This is a genomic window from Leptotrichia sp. OH3620_COT-345 (assembly GCF_003932895.1).
In the GTDB taxonomy this organism is placed as follows: Bacteria; Fusobacteriota; Fusobacteriia; order Fusobacteriales; family Leptotrichiaceae; genus Pseudoleptotrichia.
This window is the reverse complement of record NZ_RQYW01000003.1, coordinates 1-22,104: the sequence shown is the minus strand read 5'-3', so window position 1 is coordinate 22,104 and position 22,104 is coordinate 1. Positions and strand designations below refer to the sequence as shown.

The following is a 22,104-nucleotide window of genomic DNA, read 5'->3' as shown; positions in this document are numbered from 1 at the left end:
ATATGTATACCTCCTATAAATATAAGTTACGAGTTTTGCGGAACTCGTTCAAAATATTATAGCAAAAAAGACTGGAAAAAACCAGTCTTCTTTACCGCAAATTTATTTAACTTATATTTATAGTGAACTCCTTAGGGGGAGTTACATAAATATTATAACATAAAATTTAAAAATGTCAAATAATAAAGCACTCTACATTTAATATAGAGTGACAAGGAGGAAAATATATGAAAAAAATTATAATAGCCGAAAAGCCCGAATTAGCAAAAGCAATAGCATTAGCAGTTGAAGGAGAAAAAAAATATTTTAATAATAAAATAGAAACAAAAGAATATACTATAGTATGGGCTGTGGGACATATTTTAAGACATAAAAATCCTGGAGAAATTGAAGAGAAGTATAAAAAATGGAATATGGAAGATTTACCGATTTACTTTCCTAAATGGAGCAAAATTCCTATCAAAGGAAAAGAAAATATAGTAAAAAATATAAAAGAGCTTTTGAAAAATACAAAAGAAGTCATTCATGCAGGAGATCCCGATGATGAAGGTCAGTATTTGATAGATGAAATATTGGAATATTGTAAGTATGATGGAGTAGTAAAGAGAATTTTGATAAACGATAATAATACAGAAGCAGTAAAAAAAGCATTTCAGAAAATGGATTACAATTTAAATTATGTAAATTTAGGAAAAGCAGCTGAAGCAAGAGCAATTGCAGATATGATTGTAGGATTTAATTTAAGCAGATTTTTTACTTTATACAATAATGCGAGCAAACCTTTAACTGTAGGAAGAGTCCAAACTCCTACTCTTGCATTGGTAGTAAATAGAGATTATGAAATAAAAAATCATGTAAAAGAAAAATATTATGATCTTTATTTAAATATAAAAATTAATCATAAAATATTAAAATTAAAATATTCTGTACCGAAAAGTATAGAAGAAGGCATGATTAAAGATAAAGAAACTGTAGAAAAAATTATATCAGAAATAGAGGCGAAAACAGGTATAGTTAAAATTAACAAAAAAGAAAGTTATAACTCACCACCTTTACCTTTTAATCTTGCAAAGCTTCAAATAGAAGCTAATAATAAATTTGGATATTCTGCTCAAAAAACACAGGATATCACTCAAAGTTTAAGGGATAATCATAAAGCAATAACTTATAATAGATCCGATTGTGAATATCTGTCTGAAGAGCATTTTAAAGAAGCCGTAAGATTAATTCCTGAAGTAATGAAGAAAATTGGATTAGAAAATTTGAAACTGAATTTCGATGAAGAAAATAAGTCGAAATGTTTCAATGAAAAAAATATAACTGCTCATCATGCAATAATACCAACTTTTAGTGGAGAATTATCAAAATTTAATCAAGAAGAAAAAAATATTTATGAATTGATAGCAAAGAGATATATTATTCAGTTTATGGATAAAGAAAAAGTTGAAAAAATAGAAGCAGTAGTAAATGTTGAAAGTAATGAATTTAAAGTTTCTTCTGTTAAAGTTTTAGAGTTAGGATATAAAGTTATTTATGAAGATGATAACGAAAAAGAAAAAACAGAATATGATTTGTATGATATTCAAAATGGAGAATATCCGGTGATTATAAAAAATGGTAATATGAAAATTGAGGAGAAGGAAACTAAAGCGAAAAAACCTTATACAGAGGCAAGTTTATTGTCAGATATGACAAATATATCAAAATATGTAAAAGATGAAAAAATAAGAGGGATCTTAAAAGAAAAAGATAAGGAAAAGAAAGGAGAAAATGGAAGTATAGGAACTACTGCTACAAGGGCAAATATTATTACGGAACTTTTTAAAAGAGGGTATTTAGAAAAAAAGGGAAAAACAGTAGTTTCTACAGAATTAGCTAAAGAATATCTTTCAACTTTACCCGAAAGTCTTAAAAGTGCAGATATGACAGCGTTATGGTGGTCTATTCAGGAAGAAATTAAAGAAGGAAAATCAAAAAAAGAAAAGCTGACAGACTTTGTGCTGTATCAAGTTATAAAAATAATAGAAGATAATCATACAAAAATTAAGACTTCAGTGATTAGTGAAAAAAAGGAAGTGTTGTGTGAATGTCCTAAATGTGAAAAAGGAGATATTTTAGAAAAAAATAAAGCATTTTATTGTTCAGAATATAAAAATGGTTGTAAGTTTTCTTTATGGAAAGAAACTAAATATTTTGAACAAATGTTAAAGATAAATAAGAAAAATGCTCTTAAGTTAATCAACGGAGAAAAAGTTGAATTTAAATTGAAAGCTAAAAACGGAAAAGAATACAAAGCTAATTTTAAAATGAAACTGAATGGTGATTACGTTAATCTAGAAAAAGATAAATAGTATTTAAAAGAGGCTATTTCATAAGGTATAAAAACATATTTAATCATAAATTTTATATATTTTTTATTTTTATAAAACTACTAAAAACAATATCTTTCAATTTTTAAAAATATATAATAATTATAGTTAGAGATTTATTTTTGATTTATGAGGCAGTCTCTTTTATTTAAATTTATTATAAAATTAAAAAAGTAAAAATAACTAAAGGTATTGCATAAGAATATTTAAGAAAAAGAGTCTAATATTGAAAACAAAAAATTCAAATCAAGATAATATTACTTAATAATTAAAAAGTCAAATTAAAAGTAATACTAGTAAAAGCTAAATGTAAAACATTTTGAATTAAATATTGATTGATGAACTAAATATATTAAGTATACTTTTTATGTTAAATATTATTTTCTAAAATATCTATAATACATTCTTCTACATTATTAACTATATAATTAACTTGCTTTCTAATAAAAAAGCTTGCTGTTTTGAGAGTAAAACAATTGTTATTTAGTTTAAACATAGAAATATCATTAAAAGAATCTCCCAACGTATATATATCATTTTTATCTATATTTTCATATTTCAAAATTTCACAAATTGCATTTCCTTTTGAAATACCTTTAAATGTAATATCAACTGCATATTTATTCATTTTAACTTCTAGTATATTGTTATATCTCTTTTTTATAGTTTTTTCTATTTTTTTTGCATCAATTTCTTTTTTTGATTTATTAAATATAGTTAGCATATAAATCTCTTTTCCTTTTAATGATAAATTTTCTTTGTATATTACTTTATCAATATGATTTATGTTGTTTTTAGATTCTATTTCAGAAGTAACTAAAGTGTTTATTCCGTTGTCGTCAAAACGCATATAAACATTTCTATCTTCTATAAACTCATTTAATATTTGAAATACAATTTCGGAATCAAGTTTTTTTTCATATATTTTTTTATTATTTTTATAAATTAATGCTCCATTGTTCAATATTATATATTTATAATCTATTTTCAAATAATTTTCAAGTATATTTTTTACTCCTAAAAAACTTCTACCTGTTGTTATGATAAAATCATTACCTAATTTTTTCCATTTTTGTATTGCTAAAATATCATTTTTTTTAATTTTATTGTTAAATATTAAAGTATTGTCAAGATCACAAAATAGATACTTCATTTGAATGAAATCTCCTTTATTTTCAATAAATTTTACAAGTTATCATTTGGTTTTGTATACCATTTAGGTATAATAAGTTTGAAACCACTATAATCATTGTAAACTTTTTGTATTCTTTTTAAGTCCTTATTTAATTCTTTTTTTTCTAGTTTACTTGACCATAAAATGCTAAAATGAACATTAATTGCAGTGTATAAAGCTAGAACTTTAAAAAAAATTTCTGGAACTTTATTATCAAAATAACCATTAATTTGACCAATAGAAAAATTGACACTTAACATTCTTGATACATATACTAATTTTACGAAATCTTTATAGGGATCTCCGTATCTAAACCAATTTAAATCAATAAAACCTAGTTCTTTATCTTTATTCAAGATAATATTTCCTATATGAAAATCTCCGTGTAAAAAACATTTTTCTCTTTTATCTAAAAGATAAAGATTTTTGTTAATAAAATTCCAAATAATTTTTTCATTTTTAATTTTATATTTATTTTTAACATATTCTTTCTTAGAGATATTTACTTTTTCCTTAATTTCCTTAATAAAATTATAGTTAGTATCTGTAATTGTTAATGTATGAATTTTTCTTAATTTTTTACCAGCTTGAAATCCTAATTCATATTGCTTCCTTTTAGTTAATTTAAAAATTTTTTCTTCTAAATTTTCTCCTTGTAACCATGAATAGATAGAATACATGAATTCTTTATTTTCACATATTCCATAACCAAGAAATTTTTGAATAAAATTAAGTTTTTTTATTTTTTTTACAGCATTGTACTCATTTATTTTATTATTTAATTCTTTTACTTTAGAAATTCTTATTATATATTTTTTTTGAGTTTTTGATTGAAGAAAAAATTTTTTATCACTTGATAAACCTTTATTAATATAAATAATTTTTTCCCATTTGTCATAATTTGGAATTATATTTTTTAAAGAAATTTGCATAATTCTATTTTCTCCTTTTTATTAAAAATATTAAATAGGAACATTCTTGGGACTGTCTCATAAAGTATAAAAATACATAATATTTATAGTTGGAGATTTGTTTTTGACTTATGAGACAGCCTATAAGTATATTATTGTTTAATAAAAATTTTTTCGAATCTTTTCTCTTGACCTAATTTTTTACAACATGCTTCCATAATATCTTTTGTAGTTTTCAATGAATTTATAATGCAACTTTGTTGTTCAAAAATATTAGGAGTTTCCCCTTTTTTATATATTAATTCATTTGATATATAACTATTTATATTATTTGCTTTTTCAATTAATTCAATAGTTTTTTCAGGAAATATATCCTCATACAATATTGCTAAATTAACATACAAATGAGCTAATTTTTCATTTTTAGTTATTTCATTTTCACAAAGTTTTATTGCTTGCTTGATTCTATTTGTATTTTTATAAATTTCTATTAATTGAGGAATAATCTGATAATCAATAGTATTATTAGTCTTATTTTCTAAAGAAGATAGTATTTTTTCAGATTCAAAATATTTATGTTGTAAGATATAATTTTGAGATAAAAATATTTTAGCAAAACTTTTTACTTTTTCATTTTTTTCAATTACTTTATAGTAACATTTTTCAGCTAAGTCAAATTTTTTTTGTGCAGCATACTCAAGTCCAAGAAAGCACATTAGATATGCTCCTGTTATAGAATTTAAGTTTTCTTTTTCTAATCTTCTTAATATGTGATTTTGATATTTTTTTCGTTTCAATTTAGTTCGATTATTTATTAAAATATCAATATGATGTATATATGCTCCACAATTATAAATAATTCCTTTATTTTCAAGAATAGATGTTTCTAAATCAGAATGTATTGGGGTTTCTTGATATTTAATATTTTTTCCATTTTTAATTAATCTAATAAATTTTACTGTTGCCCATTTTCCTTTTCCTGTATATTGATAAGAATCTAAGGTAAACGCTAATATTTGGGGATTACTTATTGCAGTTTGAATAGACTTAAATATTTCATTTTTAGACTTTAAGTCTAATCTTTCATCTGCATCTATTATAAATATCCAGTCTGATTTTGCTTTTTCCAAATATAAGTTTCTACCTTCATCTATAATTGTGTTTGGACTATTAATTATTTCACATTCAAAATCTTTTGCTATTTTTATAGTATTATCTGTTGAACCGTTATCAACAACAATGATCTCGTCTGAAATTGTTTTCACACTTTCTAAACAATCTTTTAAATTTCTTTCTTCATTTTTAGCTAATATACAAGTAGAAATTGTCATAGTAAATATCACTCCTTCACTTTAAATTTCTTGTAAATTTTATTAGTTTGTTATACTAGATTTCAGATATTTTTTTTATTTCATCATTAATAAAAATATAAGGATCTATATATCTATATTTTATTTTTATTTTTTCTTCTAATAATAAAAATTCATTGAATTTTTTCTTGTTAATTATATCTTCTAGTTCTTTCCTTTTTGAGGAATTTTTAATTTTTTTTAATATATGCTTGTCTGTAAAATTGAAATCTTTAAATTGAATAATCTTTTCATTTAAAGCAGAAATCAATAAATTACATAGCATTGTATTTATATATTTATTTAAAGGATCTTGAAAATATTCTACAACTTCTTTAAAATATAATTCCTGAAACCATTTTCCAATTTCTAAAGAATTAATACATAATTTGTTTTGATATATTACTAAATGAGCTAATAATTTTTCAATCTCTTTAAGTGAAATTTTTTTTTGTCTAAATAGATCTCTTAAAGTATAATCTATTCTATCAAATGATAACTCTGGTAATTCAGCATCTAAAAATTTGTAATTGCTTGACATTATTTTTCTAATATTTAAATTATACTTTTTAAAGACATTTAGTAGTTCTTTATCATTTAAGAATTCTTTTTGTATTTTCTCATGATAATTTTCATCTTTATTTTTTAAAATATAATCTATAACATGTGAAAAAGCTGTATGTGAAATATCATGTAAAAGTGCTTTTATTTGTTCTTCAAGACTTCCATTAAATTTTAAAGATAATATCATTGTTCCTATTGAATGTTCTTGCCTAGTCACATTCCATAACTCATTAACTAAGTATCCTCCACCCGATTGATATATATTTTTTAATCTTTTAAAAGCTTTAGTTTCTATTATTTCATAGATAACATCATCTATATAATATTCTCCATATAATTCATCATTAATTTTATTCATTACCTTTTGCCTCTTTTTCTAATTTTTTTAATAGCATAAATTGTTTTTGAAATTTTTCAAAACTTGTATTTCTTTGGTCATTATAAATATAATCTTTATTGTTAAGATTATTTATTATTTCAAATAAATAGTTTTCAAATGATAATTTCCATATTGAAATATTTTTATTAATGCCTTTATATAAATTTTCTTTTTTTAATTTTTTATCACTTAAATAAGTTAATGTAGCTTCTAAATTCGATTTAAAATTAACTTCTCCTAACTCCCCAAATATTTTTATTTCTAAGTAATCTTCATTATATGAAGTTCCAATACATGTTGTGTTGATTCTTAAATTATTAATAAAAGCCTGAAATTCAAATAATGTTTCAGCATAATTTAATTCAAAACTATCACAATACGAATTTATAATTTTTATATTATCACTAAATAAAAAAGATAATAGACTAAGGATATGAGAGCCCATAGCTAAATATAAACCACCGCCTTTTTTTGAATCTAAAGTCCAGTTAGATTTATCTAAATATGTTAATCTATTAGTTTGATAATAAATTTTCATATAATATAATTTGCCTAGTAAATTTATTTTATCTTTTATTTTATTAAAAACTGGATAGTAATTAAGTTGGTGATTAACAAGCATTAAATTATTGTTATGATTTTTTAATCTGATTATTTCATTTACTTCAAATTCATTAATTCCTAACGGTTTTTCAGTTAATATAATTAGTTTTTTTTTAATTGATTTTTTTATCATTTCATAATGAAATTGGTGTGGAGAAGCAATAAAAATTATTTTTAATTCATTATCATTTATTATATCATCAAAACTACATTCATAGTTTTCTATTAAATATTTATTAGCAATTACTTTTGTTTTTTCTTTATCCTTTCCACCACATAAATATTTTATATTTAAACACTTAATTTTGAAAATTACAGGTAAAATTGTTCTTGCCCCGAATCTAGTTCCAATTACAGCACAATTAATTTTTTTTTTCATATAGTTTCCTCCATAAAATATTGATATAAATAATAAGAAATTTCTTTTATGATTTTATTTTTTTTAAAAATTGCCATTGATTTACGGTTATTACTTAAATCAAAATTTGTACGTAAATCTCTTTCATTTTCTTTTCTTAAATAATCAGTTGGAAAATGTATTGAAAAAAAATTTACTTTTAATTTTTTCTTGTAGATTACTTCCGCCATTTGTGAAATTTCGTTATCTATAGAATTTACATTCATTTTTGAAAGAAATTCTCGCTGTTTATAAGTTTGTTCTAAAATTGTAGGTGTACTCACATGAAGCTGAGTATTTAAAAAAGGGAAAAGTTTTAATATTTTATTTTCTAATTTAAATTTTTTAGTTTTTATTTTTAAGTCCTCTATAATAATGTATTCAGAAGGTGAATAGATTTTTGAATAAATATCTAAATGAGATATCAATGTCCCTAATTTTGCGGAATATATTATTTCTTTAACTTTACATTTTAGTAGCCTTTCTATTATTTTTTGACTTATATTTCCCCAGTAACTATATTTTATTCCTAAAAAATTTATGATTTTATTGTTTATTTTACACCGCTTACTTATATAATATTCATTTTGTTGTTCAGAAATTAATAATAGTTTATCTTTTAAATTATCATAAATTTCATCTATATAACCTAAAATAACGATATCATTAGTAAAAATAAATTGATTATTAAAACCCGTTATTTCCATAATATTTTTTTCGTGATAACTTGATCTATAAATATTAGTTAATATTTTTGGATTTTTAAAATATATATCTAAAAAATGTAATATAATTTTTGTATAATGTTTTATATAATCTTCACCAGATGGAACACTTAATATAATTTTTTTTTGATTATAAAAATTTTTTCCTATAAAAAAAGTTGGTCTAATGTAGTTTAGTTTTTTCAATCTTTTATTATAAATAAATGGAACTTGGACAATATCTTTATACCCCAATGAAAAATAATATTTTTCAAAAAAGTGTGGGAAAATTCCAATAATATCAATTGTATATCCTTCATTTAACAAATTAATTAAAATATTTACAGGTATTTTTTGAAAGCAAAATTTATTAATAGAACTTGACATTGTATGATTAGTATTGTTTATGGAAGAATTTGAAATAAATTGATATTTATTAAATTTAAAAAAGTTTTCTTGTCTCAAAATATCACCTTCTAAATATATCAAATTATATAATAATAGATACCTTATTTTTTTAAATTTGTCAATATAAAAAAAACATAAAGAGAAAATTTTTTTGAAAATTTTAAACTAACAATTGACAACACACTGACAACAGAGTTACTAGTGAAATCTTTATTTTTAAAAATTATTTTAGTCTCGCCTCCACTAATATAACTAAAAAATGGATATATAGTGCAAGGCGGTATTTATACTGAATTGCACATTTTTATTTTATTTATGATATTTTGAAGATAGCTATAATTTGTTATAATTTACTTAAATTTGTTATAATTTAAATTTATTTGGTAACATACTGACAGCATATTAATTTATAGCTTAAAAAATATTTATAATAAGAATTTTTTCAGTTAGTTTTATAAAGAGTATCAAAATTTAAAATTTTTCAATATATTCAGAGCTATTTTAACATTTTTGTTATTTTTAATGTCTTTTCTTTTTCTTCTCTTTTTACTACAGGATTATATGAACTTTTCCAATCATATATAGCATGTCCTACAATAAAAGAGATTTTTAAAAGATTCATTTTTTCTTCCATAATGTAATTTTTTCTTTTTAAATCCAATTGTTTTACTCTTTGCTTGGTTTCTTTCATAGTTAAATTTTTTTAAGTTCTTCCTCTATCCTTTTTCTAATTTCTTTCAGATTCTAGATTCGGGATTTCGGACATGATATATTCTTTTTACATTATTTATGCTTTATTTTATAACAATATTTAAATTTTTGTCAAATTTCAGTAAAATGGATTTCGGGAATTATTAATTATGTGGCAGAAATTTTTTTATAATTTTTGTCAAATAAAAAGGATAACTTTCATTGATGAAATTGCTCATTAAATTTATTTTTTACTCATAAATACTGATAAATATTAATGCTATAATATTTAAATTTTTTATAACTGTGTAATATTTTTCTTAATCATTTCTGCAAAGACTTCTGATTTTTTTCAATTTCAAAAATATTTCTAATAAGATGAGAGTATAAAAAATGGAACGGCTTCAAAAAAATTATGGAACACAAGTAAAAAAATATTGTTGCCCGAGTTGACACATGCCGTAATATTAAAGAATTAAGAAATGTTATAAATAAATTAGTTTATTAGCATTGTATGTAAGTATGTAGAGCATTAGAAGAAAGGAGAAAAAATGAAAACAGTTTTATTATAATTCGTCTTAAAATAAAAGATAATTTATGATATAATTAAAAACATACAATACAAAACAGTACCGGAGGGAAAATGGGAAAACTTATAATCATTGAAGGAACGGATGGAAGTGGAAAACAAACCCAAACCGCCCTTTTATATGAAAAATTGTGTGAAATAAAAGGAAAGAAAAACATAAAAAAAATATCCTTTCCAAATTATGAAAGTAAGGCTTCAGAACCTGTAAAAATGTATCTTGCAGGAGAATTTGGAAAAAATGTAGACAGTGTGAATGCGTATGCAGCCTCATTATTTTATTCGGTAGACAGATATGCTTCCTTTAAAAAAGAATGGGAAAAATTTTATAATAAGGGCGGAATAGTAATAAGTGACAGATACACCACATCAAATATGGTGCATCAGACTCCGAAAATAAAAAATGAAGAAGAAAGAGAAAAATTTTTGGAATGGCTTACGGATTTGGAATGGAAGAAAATTTCCATACCGAAACCGGATTTGGTGTTTTTTTTGGATGTTCCTTTTGAATTCAGTCAGAAGCTGATGAAAGAAAGGAATAACAAAATAACAGGGGAAGAAAAAAAGGACATACATGAAAGTGATAAGGAGTATCTGAAAAGTGCTTATAACCTTGCAAAAGAGCTTGCCATAAAATATAACTGGATAATAATATCCTGCGTAAAAGATAATAAATTAAAATCAGTTGAAGAAATAAACAATGAAATAATGGAAAAAATAATACATAATATTTAAAAAATAAAAATGACTTATGAAAGAAAGAGAGGTTTTTTTGTGATAAATATTTTAAAAGGAATGAAAGACAGGCACTCAGATGATGTAAAAAAGTATGATTTTATAATGGATACAGCAAAGAAAATTTTTTCAAAATACAATTTTGAAAAGATAATAACTCCTATTCTTGAAGAAACTGAGCTTTTCAGAAGAAGTGTAGGAGATGAAACAGATGTAGTTTCCAAAGAAATGTATGATTTTATAGATAAAGGAGGACGTAGTGTCACTATGCGTCCTGAAGGTACAGCAGGAGTTGTAAGAGCTTATCTTGAAGCAGGATTTCATAAAGCGGACCCTATTGTAAAATGGTATTATAACGGCCCCATGTATAGATATGAAGCTCCACAAAAAGGAAGATATAGAGAATTTCACCAAGTCGGAACGGAAGTATTCGGAATAAGAAATCCTTATTTAGATGCTGAAATTATAAAAATGGGTTGCGATTTTCTGGAAGAACTGGGAATAAAAGATTTAACGGTAGAATTAAACAGTCTTGGAAATGTCGAATCAAGAAAAAGATATATAAATGATTTAAAAGACTTTATGGCTCAAAGATTTGACAAACTTAGTGAAGATTCCAAAAGAAGATATGAAAAAAATCCATTGAGAGCACTTGATTCCAAAGATAAAGGGGATCAGGAACAATTTAAAGATGCTCCTAAATTATATGATTACCTTGATGAAGAAAGCAGAGAATATTTTGAAGAAATGAAAAAATATCTTGAAATAATGGGAATAAGTTATAAAGAAAATCCTAAACTTGTAAGGGGATTAGACTATTATTCGGATACCGTATTTGAAATAAAGTCAGATAAACTGGGAGCACAGTCGACTGTTCTGGCAGGTGGAAGATATGACAGATTACTCGAAATAATGGGGAAGGTAAAAATACCCGGAATAGGATTTGCAGCAGGGATGGAAAGAATAGCGATGCTTATGGATGATTCTTTGATAAAAGAAGAGAAAAAAGGAGTTTATATAATATATTTTAATGAAACAAAAGAATATTTCATAAAAATAGCGGATATAATGAGACAAAATAATATAAAAATAAATTTTGATTATAATCCGAAAAGTTTTAATGCTCAAATAAAAAAAGCCAATAAAATAAATGTTGAATATGTCATAATATTAGGTGAAGAAGAAAAAGATGAAAATATTGTGACACTTAAAAATTTTATTACAGGAGAACAGAAAAAATACTCTGTTGATGAAGTTGTAAATATTATAAAATAATAAAGAGGTGAAGAAAAAATGTATAGGACCTATAAGTTAAACGAATTAAGAATTGAAAATACAGGAGAAGAAGTTATATTATCAGGATGGATTTCAAAAATAAGAGATAAAGGGCACTTTGTATTTATTGATTTAAGGGATAGATATGGAATTACTCAAATATTTGTAAATGAAGAAATTTCAGGAAAAGAACTGTTTGAAAAAGTAAAAAAATATAAAAATGAGTGGGTAATAAAAGTAAAAGGAACAGTTGTAGAAAGAAGCAGCAAAAATTCAGAAATTCCTACAGGGGATATTGAAATACAAGCAAAAAACATAGAAGTTTTAAGTCGATCAAAATCCCTTCCTTTTGAAACGGATGAAACCGGAAATTTAAATGAAAATTTAAGACTCACTTACAGATATTTAGATATAAGAAGACCCAGAATGTTAAATAATATTATAAAAAGAAATGATATGTTGTTTTCTATAAGAAAATTTATGAATGAAAACGGGTTTCTTGATATTGATACCCCCATACTTGCCAAAGCTACCCCTGAAGGAGCCAGAGATTTTATAGTTCCGAGTAGAACAAATAAAGGAAATTTCTATGCATTGCCTCAATCTCCTCAGCTATTCAAACAGATACTTATGGTAGCGGGTGTTGATAAATATTATCAAATTGCAAAGTGTTTCAGAGATGAGGATTTAAGGGCGGACAGACAGCCTGAATTTACACAGCTTGATGTCGAAATGTCCTTTGTAGGTCAGGAAGATATAATAAATATAACTGAAAAACTTGTAAAAAAAGTGTTTAAAGATGTTACAGGAAAAGAAGTAAATGAAAAATTTGAAAGAATGACTTATGATTATGCAATGGAAAATTACGGTTCGGATAAACCCGATTTAAGATTTGATATGAAACTTATAAATTTATCTGAAGAAACTGAAACATGCGGGTTTTCAGTATTTGAAAATACAGTTAAAGAAGGAGGATATGTCAAAGCTTTAGTCGCTCCGAACGGAGAGAAATTTACACGGAAATATATTAAAGATTTGGAGGATTATCTAAAAGTATACTTCAAAGCAAAAGGGCTGGCATATATAAAGAAAGATGAAAACGGACAGATAAATTCACCTATTGTAAAGTTTTTCAGTGAAGATACTTTAGAAAAAATTCTTAAAAAACTGAACATAAAAAATAATGAAACGGCATTCATTTTAGCAGATAAATACAAGACTGTTCATGATGGGCTTGGAGCTTTAAGATTAAAGCTTGGAGAAGAATTTGATTTAATCGATAAGGATGTTTATAAATTTTTATGGATAGTAGATTTTCCAATGTTTGAATGGAGTGAGGAAGAAAACAGATATAAAGCTCAGCATCATCCTTTTACTTCAATAAAAATTGAAGACAGGAAATATCTGGATACAAATGAGCTTGAAAAAATAAAGACGGATTCTTATGATATGATACTAAACGGATACGAAATCGGAGGAGGAAGTATAAGAATACATGATAATGAGTTGCAGGAAAAAGTTTTTGAAAAACTTGGACTTGGCAAGGAGGAATTGAAAGATAAATTCGGATTTTTTCTTGAAGTTTTGAAATATGGGGTTCCTCCTCATGGAGGTTTGGCATTCGGTATAGACAGATGGCTCATGGCAATGCTTAAAGAAACCTCCATAAAAGAAGTAATACCGTTTCCTAAAACAAACAAAGGTCAGGATCTTATGACAGGAGCTCCTGCAGAAGTGGAAGAAAAAGTACTTAAAGAAGATTTACAGTTAAAACTGTTGGAAATAAACAAAGATTAGAAGTAAGACTGATGTGTTAAAACAGTTCTGTAATTGAAATGGAAAAAATGACAGAATAATCAACAATCAGGTTAAGTTTAAATATGTTTTTATTATATAGATGAGGTGAAAAAAATGATAATACTTTTCGGAACAAAAACAATATATAAGGATATGGGAATTGTAGGAAATTATGAATGTTCTAGATGTCATAATGTGTCTGAATGGAAGTTCATGGAATATAGAAATTGGTTTACACTGTTTTTTATACCGGTATTTCCTATAAGCAGAAAGCACGAATATTTACAATGCCCTATTTGTAATCAGGCATATACTGTACCTGATGATGTGAAATAATTTAAGAAAAATAGATGAATTAAAGTTTGAAGTCGATTTTAGTAAAGAGATGTTTTCTAATTATCGGCTTCAATTTTTTTTAAAATTAATTTTAAAAATGGAACTTTTTAGAAAAAAATTATATTTTTTGTTAATCAGTTATTTTTCAATAGACGAAAAAATGGAATTAAAAAAACGTTTAAATAAGTTTGAATTGAAATATAGCTCTATTTTAAGGAAAATATTTAATAAAAATAGACGAAAAATAAAGAAAAATATTAAAAACTTGACAAAATAAAATATGATGATATAACTGTAATATAAGAAAACAAAAATAAATTATGAAAGGAAGAATTTTATGAAAAAAATTTTATTATGCTGTGCAGCGGGAATGTCAACAAGCCTACTTGTAAATAAGATGAAAGCGGCAGCAGAAGCTAAAGGGGAAGAAGTTGAAATATGGGCAGAGCCTCTTGATAAAGCTGCAACTGAAATACCTAAATCAGATGTTGTATTGTTAGGCCCTCAAGTTAAGTATGCTTTACCTGAATTAAAAAAAATAGCCGATGAGCATGGGAAAAAAATAGAAGCAATTAATATGGTAGATTATGGAATGATGAATGGTACGAAAGTTTTGGAAGCAGCTTTAAAATTACTTGGATAAATTATATTTGAAACAGAAATATAGAAAAAGTATTTATAAATTAAATAAGGAGTGAAATATTATATGGCAAATTTTATGGATAAATTTACGAAAAGCCTTGAAGAAAAATTGATGCCTTTAGCGGCAAAAGTTGCAAATCAAAGACATCTTGCAGCAATAAAAGATGGAATTATAATAACGGTTCCTATTGTTATAATAGGTTCTGTATTTTTAATACTTGCAGCTCTTCCTATACCTGCAGTTGCAAACTTTTATGCTACACCTTTAGGAGCTACAATACAGAAATGGTTACTTTATCCTGTTTCCGTAACATTTGATATGATAGGTATTATAACATGTATGGGAGTTGCATACCGTTTATCTGAATATTATAAACTGGATGGAATATCAGGAGCAATAATATCATTTGTATCTTTTTTACTTGTGACTCCTTTTACCATAACATTCACTCATGAACAGTACGGTGAACTCACAGCCACAGGAATACCTTTAAGTCGTACAGGAAGTGCAGGACTTTTTGTAGGAATAATAATGGCTATTTTAGCAGTTGAGATATTTAACTTTATAGTAAAGAAAAATCTTGTAATAAAAATGCCTGACATGGTTCCTCCTGCAGTTTCTAAAACGTTTGTTGCCTTAATTCCCGGATTTATAATAGTTCTGGTATCTTTATTAATAAGAATAGGATTTGAAAATACAGGATTCGGAAATATACATGAAGTAGTAACAAAATTACTGACAAAACCTTTAACAGCAATAGGAGGATCGTATTTTGGAGTAGTTATAGTGACAATATTGATACATCTTTTATGGACATGTGGACTGCATGGAGCAAATATAGTAACGGGAATTGTATATCCTGCACTTTATGTATTACTTGATGAAAACAGGTTAGCATTTTCACAGGGGAAACCTATACAACATGTAGTTACTCCTCAGTTTTTTGATATATTTCAGTCAATGGGAGGTTCGGGAGCTACATTTTCCCTCGCATTAATGTTGTTATTTTGGGCAAAAAGTAAACAGCTCAAGGAAATAGGTAAACTGTCAATAGGTCCTGCATGTTTTAATATAAATGAACCTATACTGTTCGGGTTACCGATAGTAATGAATCCTTTATTAATAATACCGTTTATACTGGCTCCTTTAGCTGCGGTTACAATAACGTATTGGACTATGAAACTCGGTATTGTTGCAAAACCTACGGGAATTGCTATTCCATGGACAACTCCTCCTATAATTTCAGGATATCTCGTTACCGGAGGAAAAATTTCGGGAGCAGTTGTGCAGATTGTGAATTTCTTTGTAACAGGAATTATATATTATCCTTTCTTTAAAATGTGGGATAGTAAAAAGTTGCAGGAAGAAAGCGGAGAAATATAAATATAAAATTGAAATAGTAGAAACTCAAAAATAATAAAAATACTTTAATATTCTTTCCTAAAAGATATTGGAGTATTTTTTATTTTAAAAATATTTTTCCTGTTATCTGATATAATAAATTAAAAATGAAAAAAAATTTTAAAAAATAAAAAAAAAATAAAAAAAAATTTATTTTCATCTATTTACAAATTGAAAAAATAGGGTACAATATATTGTAAAAAAATAATAAATTATAAAAAAGAAAACATGGAGGTAATGAAATGAAAAGAAATTTCATGAAGAAAATATTAACAGGAGTGTTATTCGCTTTTGTTCTCATGGCATGTGGAGGAGGAAAACAGGAAAAAGCTGGTGAGAAAAAACTGGATCCCAACCAAAAAGTTACTATTAAATATTGGTCTTTTCCGAATTTTACTTCAGATGGAGAATTTAAAACTCCTGAAGAATATGATGCAGCTCTAATTAAAGCATTTGAAGAAAAAAATCCGAACATTAAAGTTGAATATCAGAAAATTGATTTTACCGATGGACCTGCTAAAATTGAAACTGCAATTCAGGCTAAGTCAAATCCCGATGTTGTAATAGATGCCCCGGGAAGAATTATCGACTGGGCTAAAAAAGGGTATTTGGCACCTTTTGAAAATGTAGATACTTCAAAATATTCAAAAGTTATTACAGAAGCAAGCAGTTTTGAAAATAAGCTTTATTTATATCCTTTGGGAACAGCTCCTTTCGTTATGGCGGTTAATAAAAAATTGACAGATAGATTGGGAGTTACTGAACTTCTCCCGTTGAATAAGCCGGGAAGAAACTGGACGGTAGCTGAATTTGAAAAATTTTTAAAAGCGGTAAAATCTAAAGATTCTTCTGTTGACCCTGTATTGTTTTATACGAAAAGCCAGGCAGGAGATCAGGGACCGAGAGCATTTGTTTCAAATTTATATAATTCATGGATAACAGATGAAGGAATTACAAAATATACAATAAATGATGAGAATGGTGTAAAATCACTGACATGGATAAAAAAAGCTTATGATGAAGGCTTATTAGGGAAAGGAGTTTCTGCCGAAGCAAAAGACGCATTGGAAGCTTTCAGAAGTGGGAAAGCCGTAATAACAATTCTTTATTCTCCGGGATTAAAAGGGCAGGATAAAGAAGTTATCGCAAAAGGAGACTTGGAACCTGTATTTCTACCGTTTCCTAATGAATCAGGACAGGCAAAATTTGAATTTTTGCTTGCAGGAGCAGCAGTATTTGATAATGGAGATAATGCAAAAGTAGCAGCAGCTCAAAAATTTGTTGACTTTGTTGTAAATGATCCTGTGTGGGGTGAAAGAAACTTAAAGGCCACAAATAATTTTTCTCCTTCAGGAAAAGCCGGAATATACGGTGATGATCCGGAAGTTAAATATCTGGAATCTCTTGTAGGTTTCTATGGACCTTATTATAATACAATAGACGGATATGCACAAATGAGACCACTTTGGTTCAATATGGTTCAGGCAGTATTAAACGGTCAGTCTGAAGTGAAAGCGGGATTGGACAAATTTGCCGAAGATGCAAACAAAACAGTGTCGGACGCAAAATAGTGCAGGTATCTGTATACCGGAGATTATATGAGGGTAAAAATTGCCCTCATATTGCTCTATATCAATAAATTAATAAAAAGGCAGAAATTTAAAAATGAAAATCTATTTTCATTTTGATTATACTTCAGCTTATAATGAAAGAACGGTGAAAAAAGGAATGAGTAGTAATATTGCTGTAAAATATAAATGGAATTGGAAAAAAGTCGATTACAGTGCCTATATGTTTATTTTACCTGTACTTGTATTTTTTTCAAGTTTTGTTTTATATCCTATGATAAAGGGGATACATTTGTCTTTATACAGATTTAGAGGTCGGAATACGACTTTTGTCGGATTAAAACATTATATTGATTTATTTAAAAACGATATATTTTTAAAATCAGCAGGAAATACGATTTTTATTACGTTTGTAGCATTACCTATAGTTGTGGTGTTTTCAATATTTGTAGCTTATGTAATATATGAAAAAAGTGCAACGGTCAGATCATTTTTTAGAGGAGTTTTCTATATTCCCGCCATATCTTCCGTTGTTTCAATTACAGTTGTATGGAACTGGATATATCATCCTAAATATGGAATATTAAATTATATTTTTCAGCAGGCACATATAATAAAAGAGCCTGTCGACTGGTTGGGGAATCCACGTACGGCAATATTTGCAATTATAGCAATACTTATAACAACAAGTGTGGGACAACCTATAATATTGTATGTAGCTGCATTGGGAAATGTTCCTAAAGATTTAATGGAAGCTGCAAGAATAGACGGAGCCAGTGAATGGCAGACATTCAGAGATATAACATGGCCGATGGTTATGCCTACAACATTATATATAGTAGTAGTAACAACTATAAACAGTTTCCAGATATTTGCTTTGATACAGCTTTTAACTCATGGAGGTCCAAATTACAGTACCTCTACGGTTATGTATCTTGTTTATCAGACAGCTATAGTGGAAGGTCGTTTCGGAGTATCATCGGCAATGGGAATAATTTTAGCAGTTATAATAGGAGTAATATCAATATTACAGTTTAAATTTTTATCAAAAGATATAGATTAGGAGGGAAAAATGAAAAATAATAAAAAAGCATCGATATTTTCAATTTTTTCAATGACAATATTAGTATTATTAACAATATTTTTTATATTTCCTTTTTATTGGATAGCTACAGGAGCATTTAAAGTACAGGAAGTGGCAATAAGTATACCGCCTGAATGGTTTCCTTTAAAACCTACATTGGAAAATTTTGATAAACTGCTTATACCATTGACTACAAAATGGTTTTTTAATTCAGTATTTGTGTCATTTTCTACAACTGTGCTTGTGTGTATAACAGCATCTTTAGCAGGGTATGCCCTTGCAAAGAAGCAGTTTCCGGGAGCGGGAATTATATTTATAGTATTTGTAGCTGCAATGGCATTACCAAAACAGGTAATACTCATACCGCTATTGAAGTTTATTACGGAACTTGGTTGGATAGATACTTATAAGGCACTTATATTTCCTGCAGTAGGTTGGCCATTCGGAGTATTTCTGATGAAACAGTTTTCTCATTCAGTACCTAACGAGCTGCTTGAGTCAGCAAGAATAGATGGTTGTGGTGAATTAAGAACGTTCATGAATATTGTTCTGCCTATTATAAAACCGGGAATAGGAGCATTGGCGATATTTACATTTATAGCCAGTTGGAATGATTATTTTTCACAATTGATATTTACAAACAGTGAAACAATGAAAACATTACCTCTCGGAGTTGCGGCAATGGCACAAAGTGCCGAATTTTCGCTGAATTACGGATTACTTATGGCAGGAGCGTTGCTTGCATCACTACCGATGATAATAGTGTTTTTAATGTTCCAGAATTACTTCACTCAGGGAGTAACAATGGGAGCTGTAAAAGGATAAATGTAATTTTGTAAAATTAGATTTTATTATTTAAAAATATAAAGAGGAAAAAATGATTGAGAATTTTAAAATAATGATAATAGGATGGTTTTATTACAGTTCGGTATTTATGGCAGGCTCAATTATAGTAACTGCCCTTCTGAATAGAATTTTTAATAAATTATATATTTCGCCTCTTGTAATTAATGCAGTCAGTGTGGTATTATTAATTACAGCATATAAACTGAATATGAAAAATATGAGTTATGCAGTATATTTTAATTATATTCCTGTAGTGACTGCAAGTATTATTTATAACATTTCCATCTTTATTATCAGAAAATTTTTAGGAAGATCGGATGTGAAATACTGATGTACTACATATGCATAGATATAGGAGGAATTTCAATAAAATACGGAGTATTTACTGAAAATGGAGATATGCTTATAAACGGCACAGTTAGTACAAGAGTTACATCAAGAGAAAATTATATACTTACAGATGTAAAAAAGCTTATAAAAGATATTCTTGAACAGTATGGCGTGTATAAAATAGAAGGAATCTGTATTTCTTCGGCAGGAGTGGTAGATACCGAAAAAGGGGAAATTATTTATGCAGGACCGACAATTCCAAAATATACAGGCACAAAAATAAAAGAAGAACTGGAAAAAGAGTTTAATTTGCCCTGTGAAGTGGAAAATGATGTGAACTGTGCAGGACTGGGTGAATACTGGAAAGGAGTCGGGATAAATTCAAAGTCAATGGTTTGTATTACAGTGGGAACAGGAATAGGCGGGTCGATAATCTTAGATGGTAAATTGCTAAACGGTATAGGATATACTGCAGGAGAGATAGGCTATATGGATATAAACGGAAATTATATTCAAAATATAGCATCTTCGAAATATTTAATTGAAAAAATTCAGAAAGAAAAAAAAGAGAAAGAAGGAATAGAGGGGAAAATAAGCGGTTTACATATTTTTGAGCTGGCAAAACAGGGAGATAAAATATGTGTTGAAGTTATTGACGAATTAATAAGAAATCTTTCCATAAGTATAAGAAATATAATATATTTATTGAATCCTGAAATAGTAGTCATAGGAGGAGGAATAACTGCACAAAAGGAGTATTTGGAAGAAAAAATAAGACAATACGTAAATGACAATATGATAAGTGATATATTTAGAAAGACAAAGATAAAATTGGCAAAACAGGGGAATCAGGCTGGATTGTTAGGTGCATTGTATCACTTTTTGAGTAGACGTAATAAAATAAATAACATATAATAGTGAAAGGAAAAAAATGAAAATTGATTTGGAAAAATTTAAAGGAATTTTTATGGCAATGTATTCTGCCTATGATGATGATGGAAATGTAGATAAAGAAAGAGTTAAAAAGCTTGCAAGGTATTATGCCGATAAAAAAGTAAAAGGACTTTATGTAGGAGGAAGTTCAGGAGAAGGAATATTACAAAGTGAAGAAGAAAGAAAGCAGGTAGTTGAAGCTGTAATGGAGGAAGTAAAAGGTGAATTGACAGTAATAGTTCATGTAGGAGCTAATTCTACACTTGAAAGTGTAAGGCTTGCACAGCACGCACAAAAATGCGGAGCTGATGCCGTTTCATCAATACCCGCAGTTTATTACAGACTTTCACCTGAATCTGTAAGAGTACATTGGCAGGAAATGATAGATAGTACGGATTTACCTTTTATAATATACCATATACCTCAAACAACAGGATTTAATTTGCCTATGACATTATTTGAGGAAATGGTTAAACAAAAAAAAGTAATAGGAATAAAATGTTCCTCAGAAAGTACATTTGAACTTCAACAGTTTAAATCTGTGGGAGGAAAGGATTTTCTTGTATTTAACGGACCTGATGAACAGTTCATAGCAGGAAAGGCAATCGGAGCTGACGGAGGGATAGGAGGAACTTACGGAGTAATGCCCGAACTGTTTATGAAACTTGATGAATATATGAAAAATCAGGAACTTGATAAAGCAAGAGAACTGCAGAATGAAGTGAATGAAATTATAAAAGGATTGCTTTCAGTAGGTTCTTTATATGGAGCATGTAAATATATACTTCATTTAAGAGGAGTAGAAACAGGTGTACCGAGACTGCCCCTGTTACCTATAACTGATCCTAAAGCAAAAGAATTTTTAAAAGGATTGAATAATAAAATATCAGTATTAATAGAAAAAATCAGATAAAATAAAATTATTTTCAGGAGGAGCAGATATGTCAGGAGTAGTATTGAAAAAAGTGGAGAAGCAATATCCTAATGGATTTAAAGCGGTACACGGAATAGATTTGGAAATA

General features: G+C 26.9%; 20 protein-coding genes. 13 read left to right on the top strand and 7 right to left on the bottom strand.

From position 1 onward, the window contains the following. Nucleotides 1–227: 227 nt before the first annotated feature. Nucleotides 228–2,351 (top strand): DNA topoisomerase, encoded by a 2,124-nt coding sequence (locus tag EII29_RS02390; RefSeq protein ID WP_125235953.1) that lies wholly within the window; start codon nt 228–230, stop codon nt 2,349–2,351. Between the two features lie 388 nt (nt 2,352–2,739). Here the strand turns inward: EII29_RS02390 and EII29_RS02385 are convergent, their stop codons facing one another. From EII29_RS02385 to EII29_RS11930, 7 genes are all read right to left on the bottom strand, one after another. Beyond that, the gene (locus EII29_RS02385) at nt 2,740–3,522 is read right to left on the bottom strand and encodes an HAD-IIB family hydrolase (protein WP_125235952.1); all 783 of its coding nucleotides are present in this window, start codon (nt 3,520–3,522) and stop codon (nt 2,740–2,742) included. A 32-nt stretch (nt 3,523–3,554) separates the two neighbouring features. Next, the gene (locus tag EII29_RS02380; RefSeq protein WP_125235951.1) at nt 3,555–4,475 is read right to left on the bottom strand and encodes an aminoglycoside phosphotransferase family protein; all 921 of its coding nucleotides are present in this window, start codon (nt 4,473–4,475) and stop codon (nt 3,555–3,557) included. A 131-nt stretch (nt 4,476–4,606) separates the two neighbouring features. Then, nucleotides 4,607–5,785, bottom strand: a complete 1,179-nt coding sequence (locus EII29_RS02375) for a glycosyltransferase family 2 protein (protein ID WP_125235950.1) — start codon at nt 5,783–5,785, stop codon at nt 4,607–4,609. A 55-nt stretch (nt 5,786–5,840) separates the two neighbouring features. Continuing rightward, nucleotides 5,841–6,725, bottom strand: a complete 885-nt coding sequence (locus tag EII29_RS02370) for an HD domain-containing protein (protein WP_125235949.1) — start codon at nt 6,723–6,725, stop codon at nt 5,841–5,843. Next, nucleotides 6,718–7,728, bottom strand: coding sequence for a Gfo/Idh/MocA family protein (locus tag EII29_RS02365; RefSeq protein WP_125235948.1), 1,011 nt, complete (start codon nt 7,726–7,728; stop codon nt 6,718–6,720). Before EII29_RS02365 ends, EII29_RS02370 begins: the two co-directional genes overlap by 8 nt. Beyond that, nucleotides 7,725–8,453, bottom strand: coding sequence for a hypothetical protein (locus EII29_RS02360; RefSeq protein ID WP_125235947.1), 729 nt, complete (start codon nt 8,451–8,453; stop codon nt 7,725–7,727). The genes EII29_RS02365 and EII29_RS02360 overlap by 4 nt, the downstream gene beginning before the upstream one ends. A 901-nt stretch (nt 8,454–9,354) precedes the next feature. Beyond that, nucleotides 9,355–9,549, bottom strand: coding sequence for a hypothetical protein (locus tag EII29_RS11930; protein ID WP_148096396.1), 195 nt, complete (start codon nt 9,547–9,549; stop codon nt 9,355–9,357). 642 nt (nt 9,550–10,191) lie between these two features. On the opposite strand from EII29_RS11930, the gene EII29_RS02355 reads away from it, so the two are divergent. The 12 genes from EII29_RS02355 (at nt 10,192) to EII29_RS02300 (ending at nt 21,995) form a co-directional block, all read left to right on the top strand. After that, entirely contained in the window at nt 10,192–10,869 is a 678-nt protein-coding gene (locus tag EII29_RS02355) for a thymidylate kinase (protein WP_125235946.1), read from the top strand. Nucleotides 10,870–10,908: 39 nt separating this feature from the next. After that, nucleotides 10,909–12,144, top strand: coding sequence for a histidine--tRNA ligase (gene hisS, locus EII29_RS02350; protein ID WP_125235945.1), 1,236 nt, complete (start codon nt 10,909–10,911; stop codon nt 12,142–12,144). 18 nt (nt 12,145–12,162) lie between these two features. Next, on the top strand, nt 12,163–13,941 hold the full coding sequence (gene aspS, locus EII29_RS02345) for an aspartate--tRNA ligase (protein ID WP_125235944.1): 1,779 nt from the start codon (nt 12,163–12,165) through the stop codon (nt 13,939–13,941). Nucleotides 13,942–14,055: 114 nt separating this feature from the next. Then, entirely contained in the window at nt 14,056–14,277 is a 222-nt protein-coding gene (locus tag EII29_RS02340) for a zinc ribbon domain-containing protein (protein WP_125235943.1), read from the top strand. Between the two features lie 337 nt (nt 14,278–14,614). Further along, nucleotides 14,615–14,920: a PTS sugar transporter subunit IIB gene (locus EII29_RS02335; protein ID WP_125235942.1), complete on the top strand. Its 306-nt coding sequence runs from the start codon at nt 14,615–14,617 to the stop codon at nt 14,918–14,920. Nucleotides 14,921–14,983: 63 nt separating this feature from the next. Continuing rightward, nucleotides 14,984–16,303: a PTS cellobiose transporter subunit IIC gene (celB, locus tag EII29_RS02330; protein WP_125235941.1), complete on the top strand. Its 1,320-nt coding sequence runs from the start codon at nt 14,984–14,986 to the stop codon at nt 16,301–16,303. 260 nt (nt 16,304–16,563) lie between these two features. Continuing rightward, nucleotides 16,564–17,892, top strand: coding sequence for an ABC transporter substrate-binding protein (locus tag EII29_RS02325; protein WP_125235940.1), 1,329 nt, complete (start codon nt 16,564–16,566; stop codon nt 17,890–17,892). A gap of 157 nt (nt 17,893–18,049) precedes the next feature. Beyond that, nucleotides 18,050–18,952, top strand: a complete 903-nt coding sequence (locus EII29_RS02320; protein ID WP_125236128.1) for a carbohydrate ABC transporter permease — start codon at nt 18,050–18,052, stop codon at nt 18,950–18,952. Between the two features lie 9 nt (nt 18,953–18,961). Then, nucleotides 18,962–19,798 carry a carbohydrate ABC transporter permease gene (locus tag EII29_RS02315; protein WP_125235939.1) on the top strand — a complete coding sequence of 279 codons (837 nt, stop codon included), beginning with the start codon at nt 18,962–18,964 and terminating at the stop codon, nt 19,796–19,798. A 52-nt stretch (nt 19,799–19,850) separates the two neighbouring features. Further along, nucleotides 19,851–20,150 carry a hypothetical protein gene (locus EII29_RS02310; RefSeq protein ID WP_125235938.1) on the top strand — a complete coding sequence of 100 codons (300 nt, stop codon included), beginning with the start codon at nt 19,851–19,853 and terminating at the stop codon, nt 20,148–20,150. Further along, a complete protein-coding gene (locus tag EII29_RS02305) occupies nt 20,150–21,064 on the top strand; it encodes an ROK family protein (RefSeq protein WP_233573229.1) in 915 nt (304 codons plus the stop codon). Before EII29_RS02310 ends, EII29_RS02305 begins: the two co-directional genes overlap by 1 nt. Nucleotides 21,065–21,080: 16 nt before the next feature. Next, nucleotides 21,081–21,995 carry a dihydrodipicolinate synthase family protein gene (locus EII29_RS02300; RefSeq protein WP_125235936.1) on the top strand — a complete coding sequence of 305 codons (915 nt, stop codon included), beginning with the start codon at nt 21,081–21,083 and terminating at the stop codon, nt 21,993–21,995. Nucleotides 21,996–22,104: the final 109 nt, after the last annotated feature.

Coding starts and splice junctions, on each gene's coding strand:
- EII29_RS02380 (WP_125235951.1), bottom strand. CDS start 4,475: ATGCAAATTTCTTTAAAAAATATAATTCCAAATTATGACAAATGGGAA.
- celB (WP_125235941.1), top strand. CDS start 14,984: ATGGCAAATTTTATGGATAAATTTACGAAAAGCCTTGAAGAAAAATTG.
- EII29_RS02375 (WP_125235950.1), bottom strand. CDS start 5,785: ATGACAATTTCTACTTGTATATTAGCTAAAAATGAAGAAAGAAATTTA.
- EII29_RS02365 (WP_125235948.1), bottom strand. CDS start 7,728: ATGAAAAAAAAAATTAATTGTGCTGTAATTGGAACTAGATTCGGGGCA.
- EII29_RS02310 (WP_125235938.1), top strand. CDS start 19,851: ATGATTGAGAATTTTAAAATAATGATAATAGGATGGTTTTATTACAGT.
- EII29_RS02370 (WP_125235949.1), bottom strand. CDS start 6,725: ATGAATAAAATTAATGATGAATTATATGGAGAATATTATATAGATGAT.
- EII29_RS02340 (WP_125235943.1), top strand. CDS start 14,056: ATGATAATACTTTTCGGAACAAAAACAATATATAAGGATATGGGAATT.
- EII29_RS02360 (WP_125235947.1), bottom strand. CDS start 8,453: ATGGAAATAACGGGTTTTAATAATCAATTTATTTTTACTAATGATATC.
- EII29_RS02335 (WP_125235942.1), top strand. CDS start 14,615: ATGAAAAAAATTTTATTATGCTGTGCAGCGGGAATGTCAACAAGCCTA.
- EII29_RS11930 (WP_148096396.1), bottom strand. CDS start 9,549: ATGAAAGAAACCAAGCAAAGAGTAAAACAATTGGATTTAAAAAGAAAA.
- EII29_RS02300 (WP_125235936.1), top strand. CDS start 21,081: ATGAAAATTGATTTGGAAAAATTTAAAGGAATTTTTATGGCAATGTAT.
- aspS (WP_125235944.1), top strand. CDS start 12,163: ATGTATAGGACCTATAAGTTAAACGAATTAAGAATTGAAAATACAGGA.
- EII29_RS02355 (WP_125235946.1), top strand. CDS start 10,192: ATGGGAAAACTTATAATCATTGAAGGAACGGATGGAAGTGGAAAACAA.
- EII29_RS02385 (WP_125235952.1), bottom strand. CDS start 3,522: ATGAAGTATCTATTTTGTGATCTTGACAATACTTTAATATTTAACAAT.
- EII29_RS02325 (WP_125235940.1), top strand. CDS start 16,564: ATGAAAAGAAATTTCATGAAGAAAATATTAACAGGAGTGTTATTCGCT.
- EII29_RS02320 (WP_125236128.1), top strand. CDS start 18,050: ATGAGTAGTAATATTGCTGTAAAATATAAATGGAATTGGAAAAAAGTC.
- EII29_RS02315 (WP_125235939.1), top strand. CDS start 18,962: ATGAAAAATAATAAAAAAGCATCGATATTTTCAATTTTTTCAATGACA.
- EII29_RS02390 (WP_125235953.1), top strand. CDS start 228: ATGAAAAAAATTATAATAGCCGAAAAGCCCGAATTAGCAAAAGCAATA.
- EII29_RS02305 (WP_233573229.1), top strand. CDS start 20,150: ATGTACTACATATGCATAGATATAGGAGGAATTTCAATAAAATACGGA.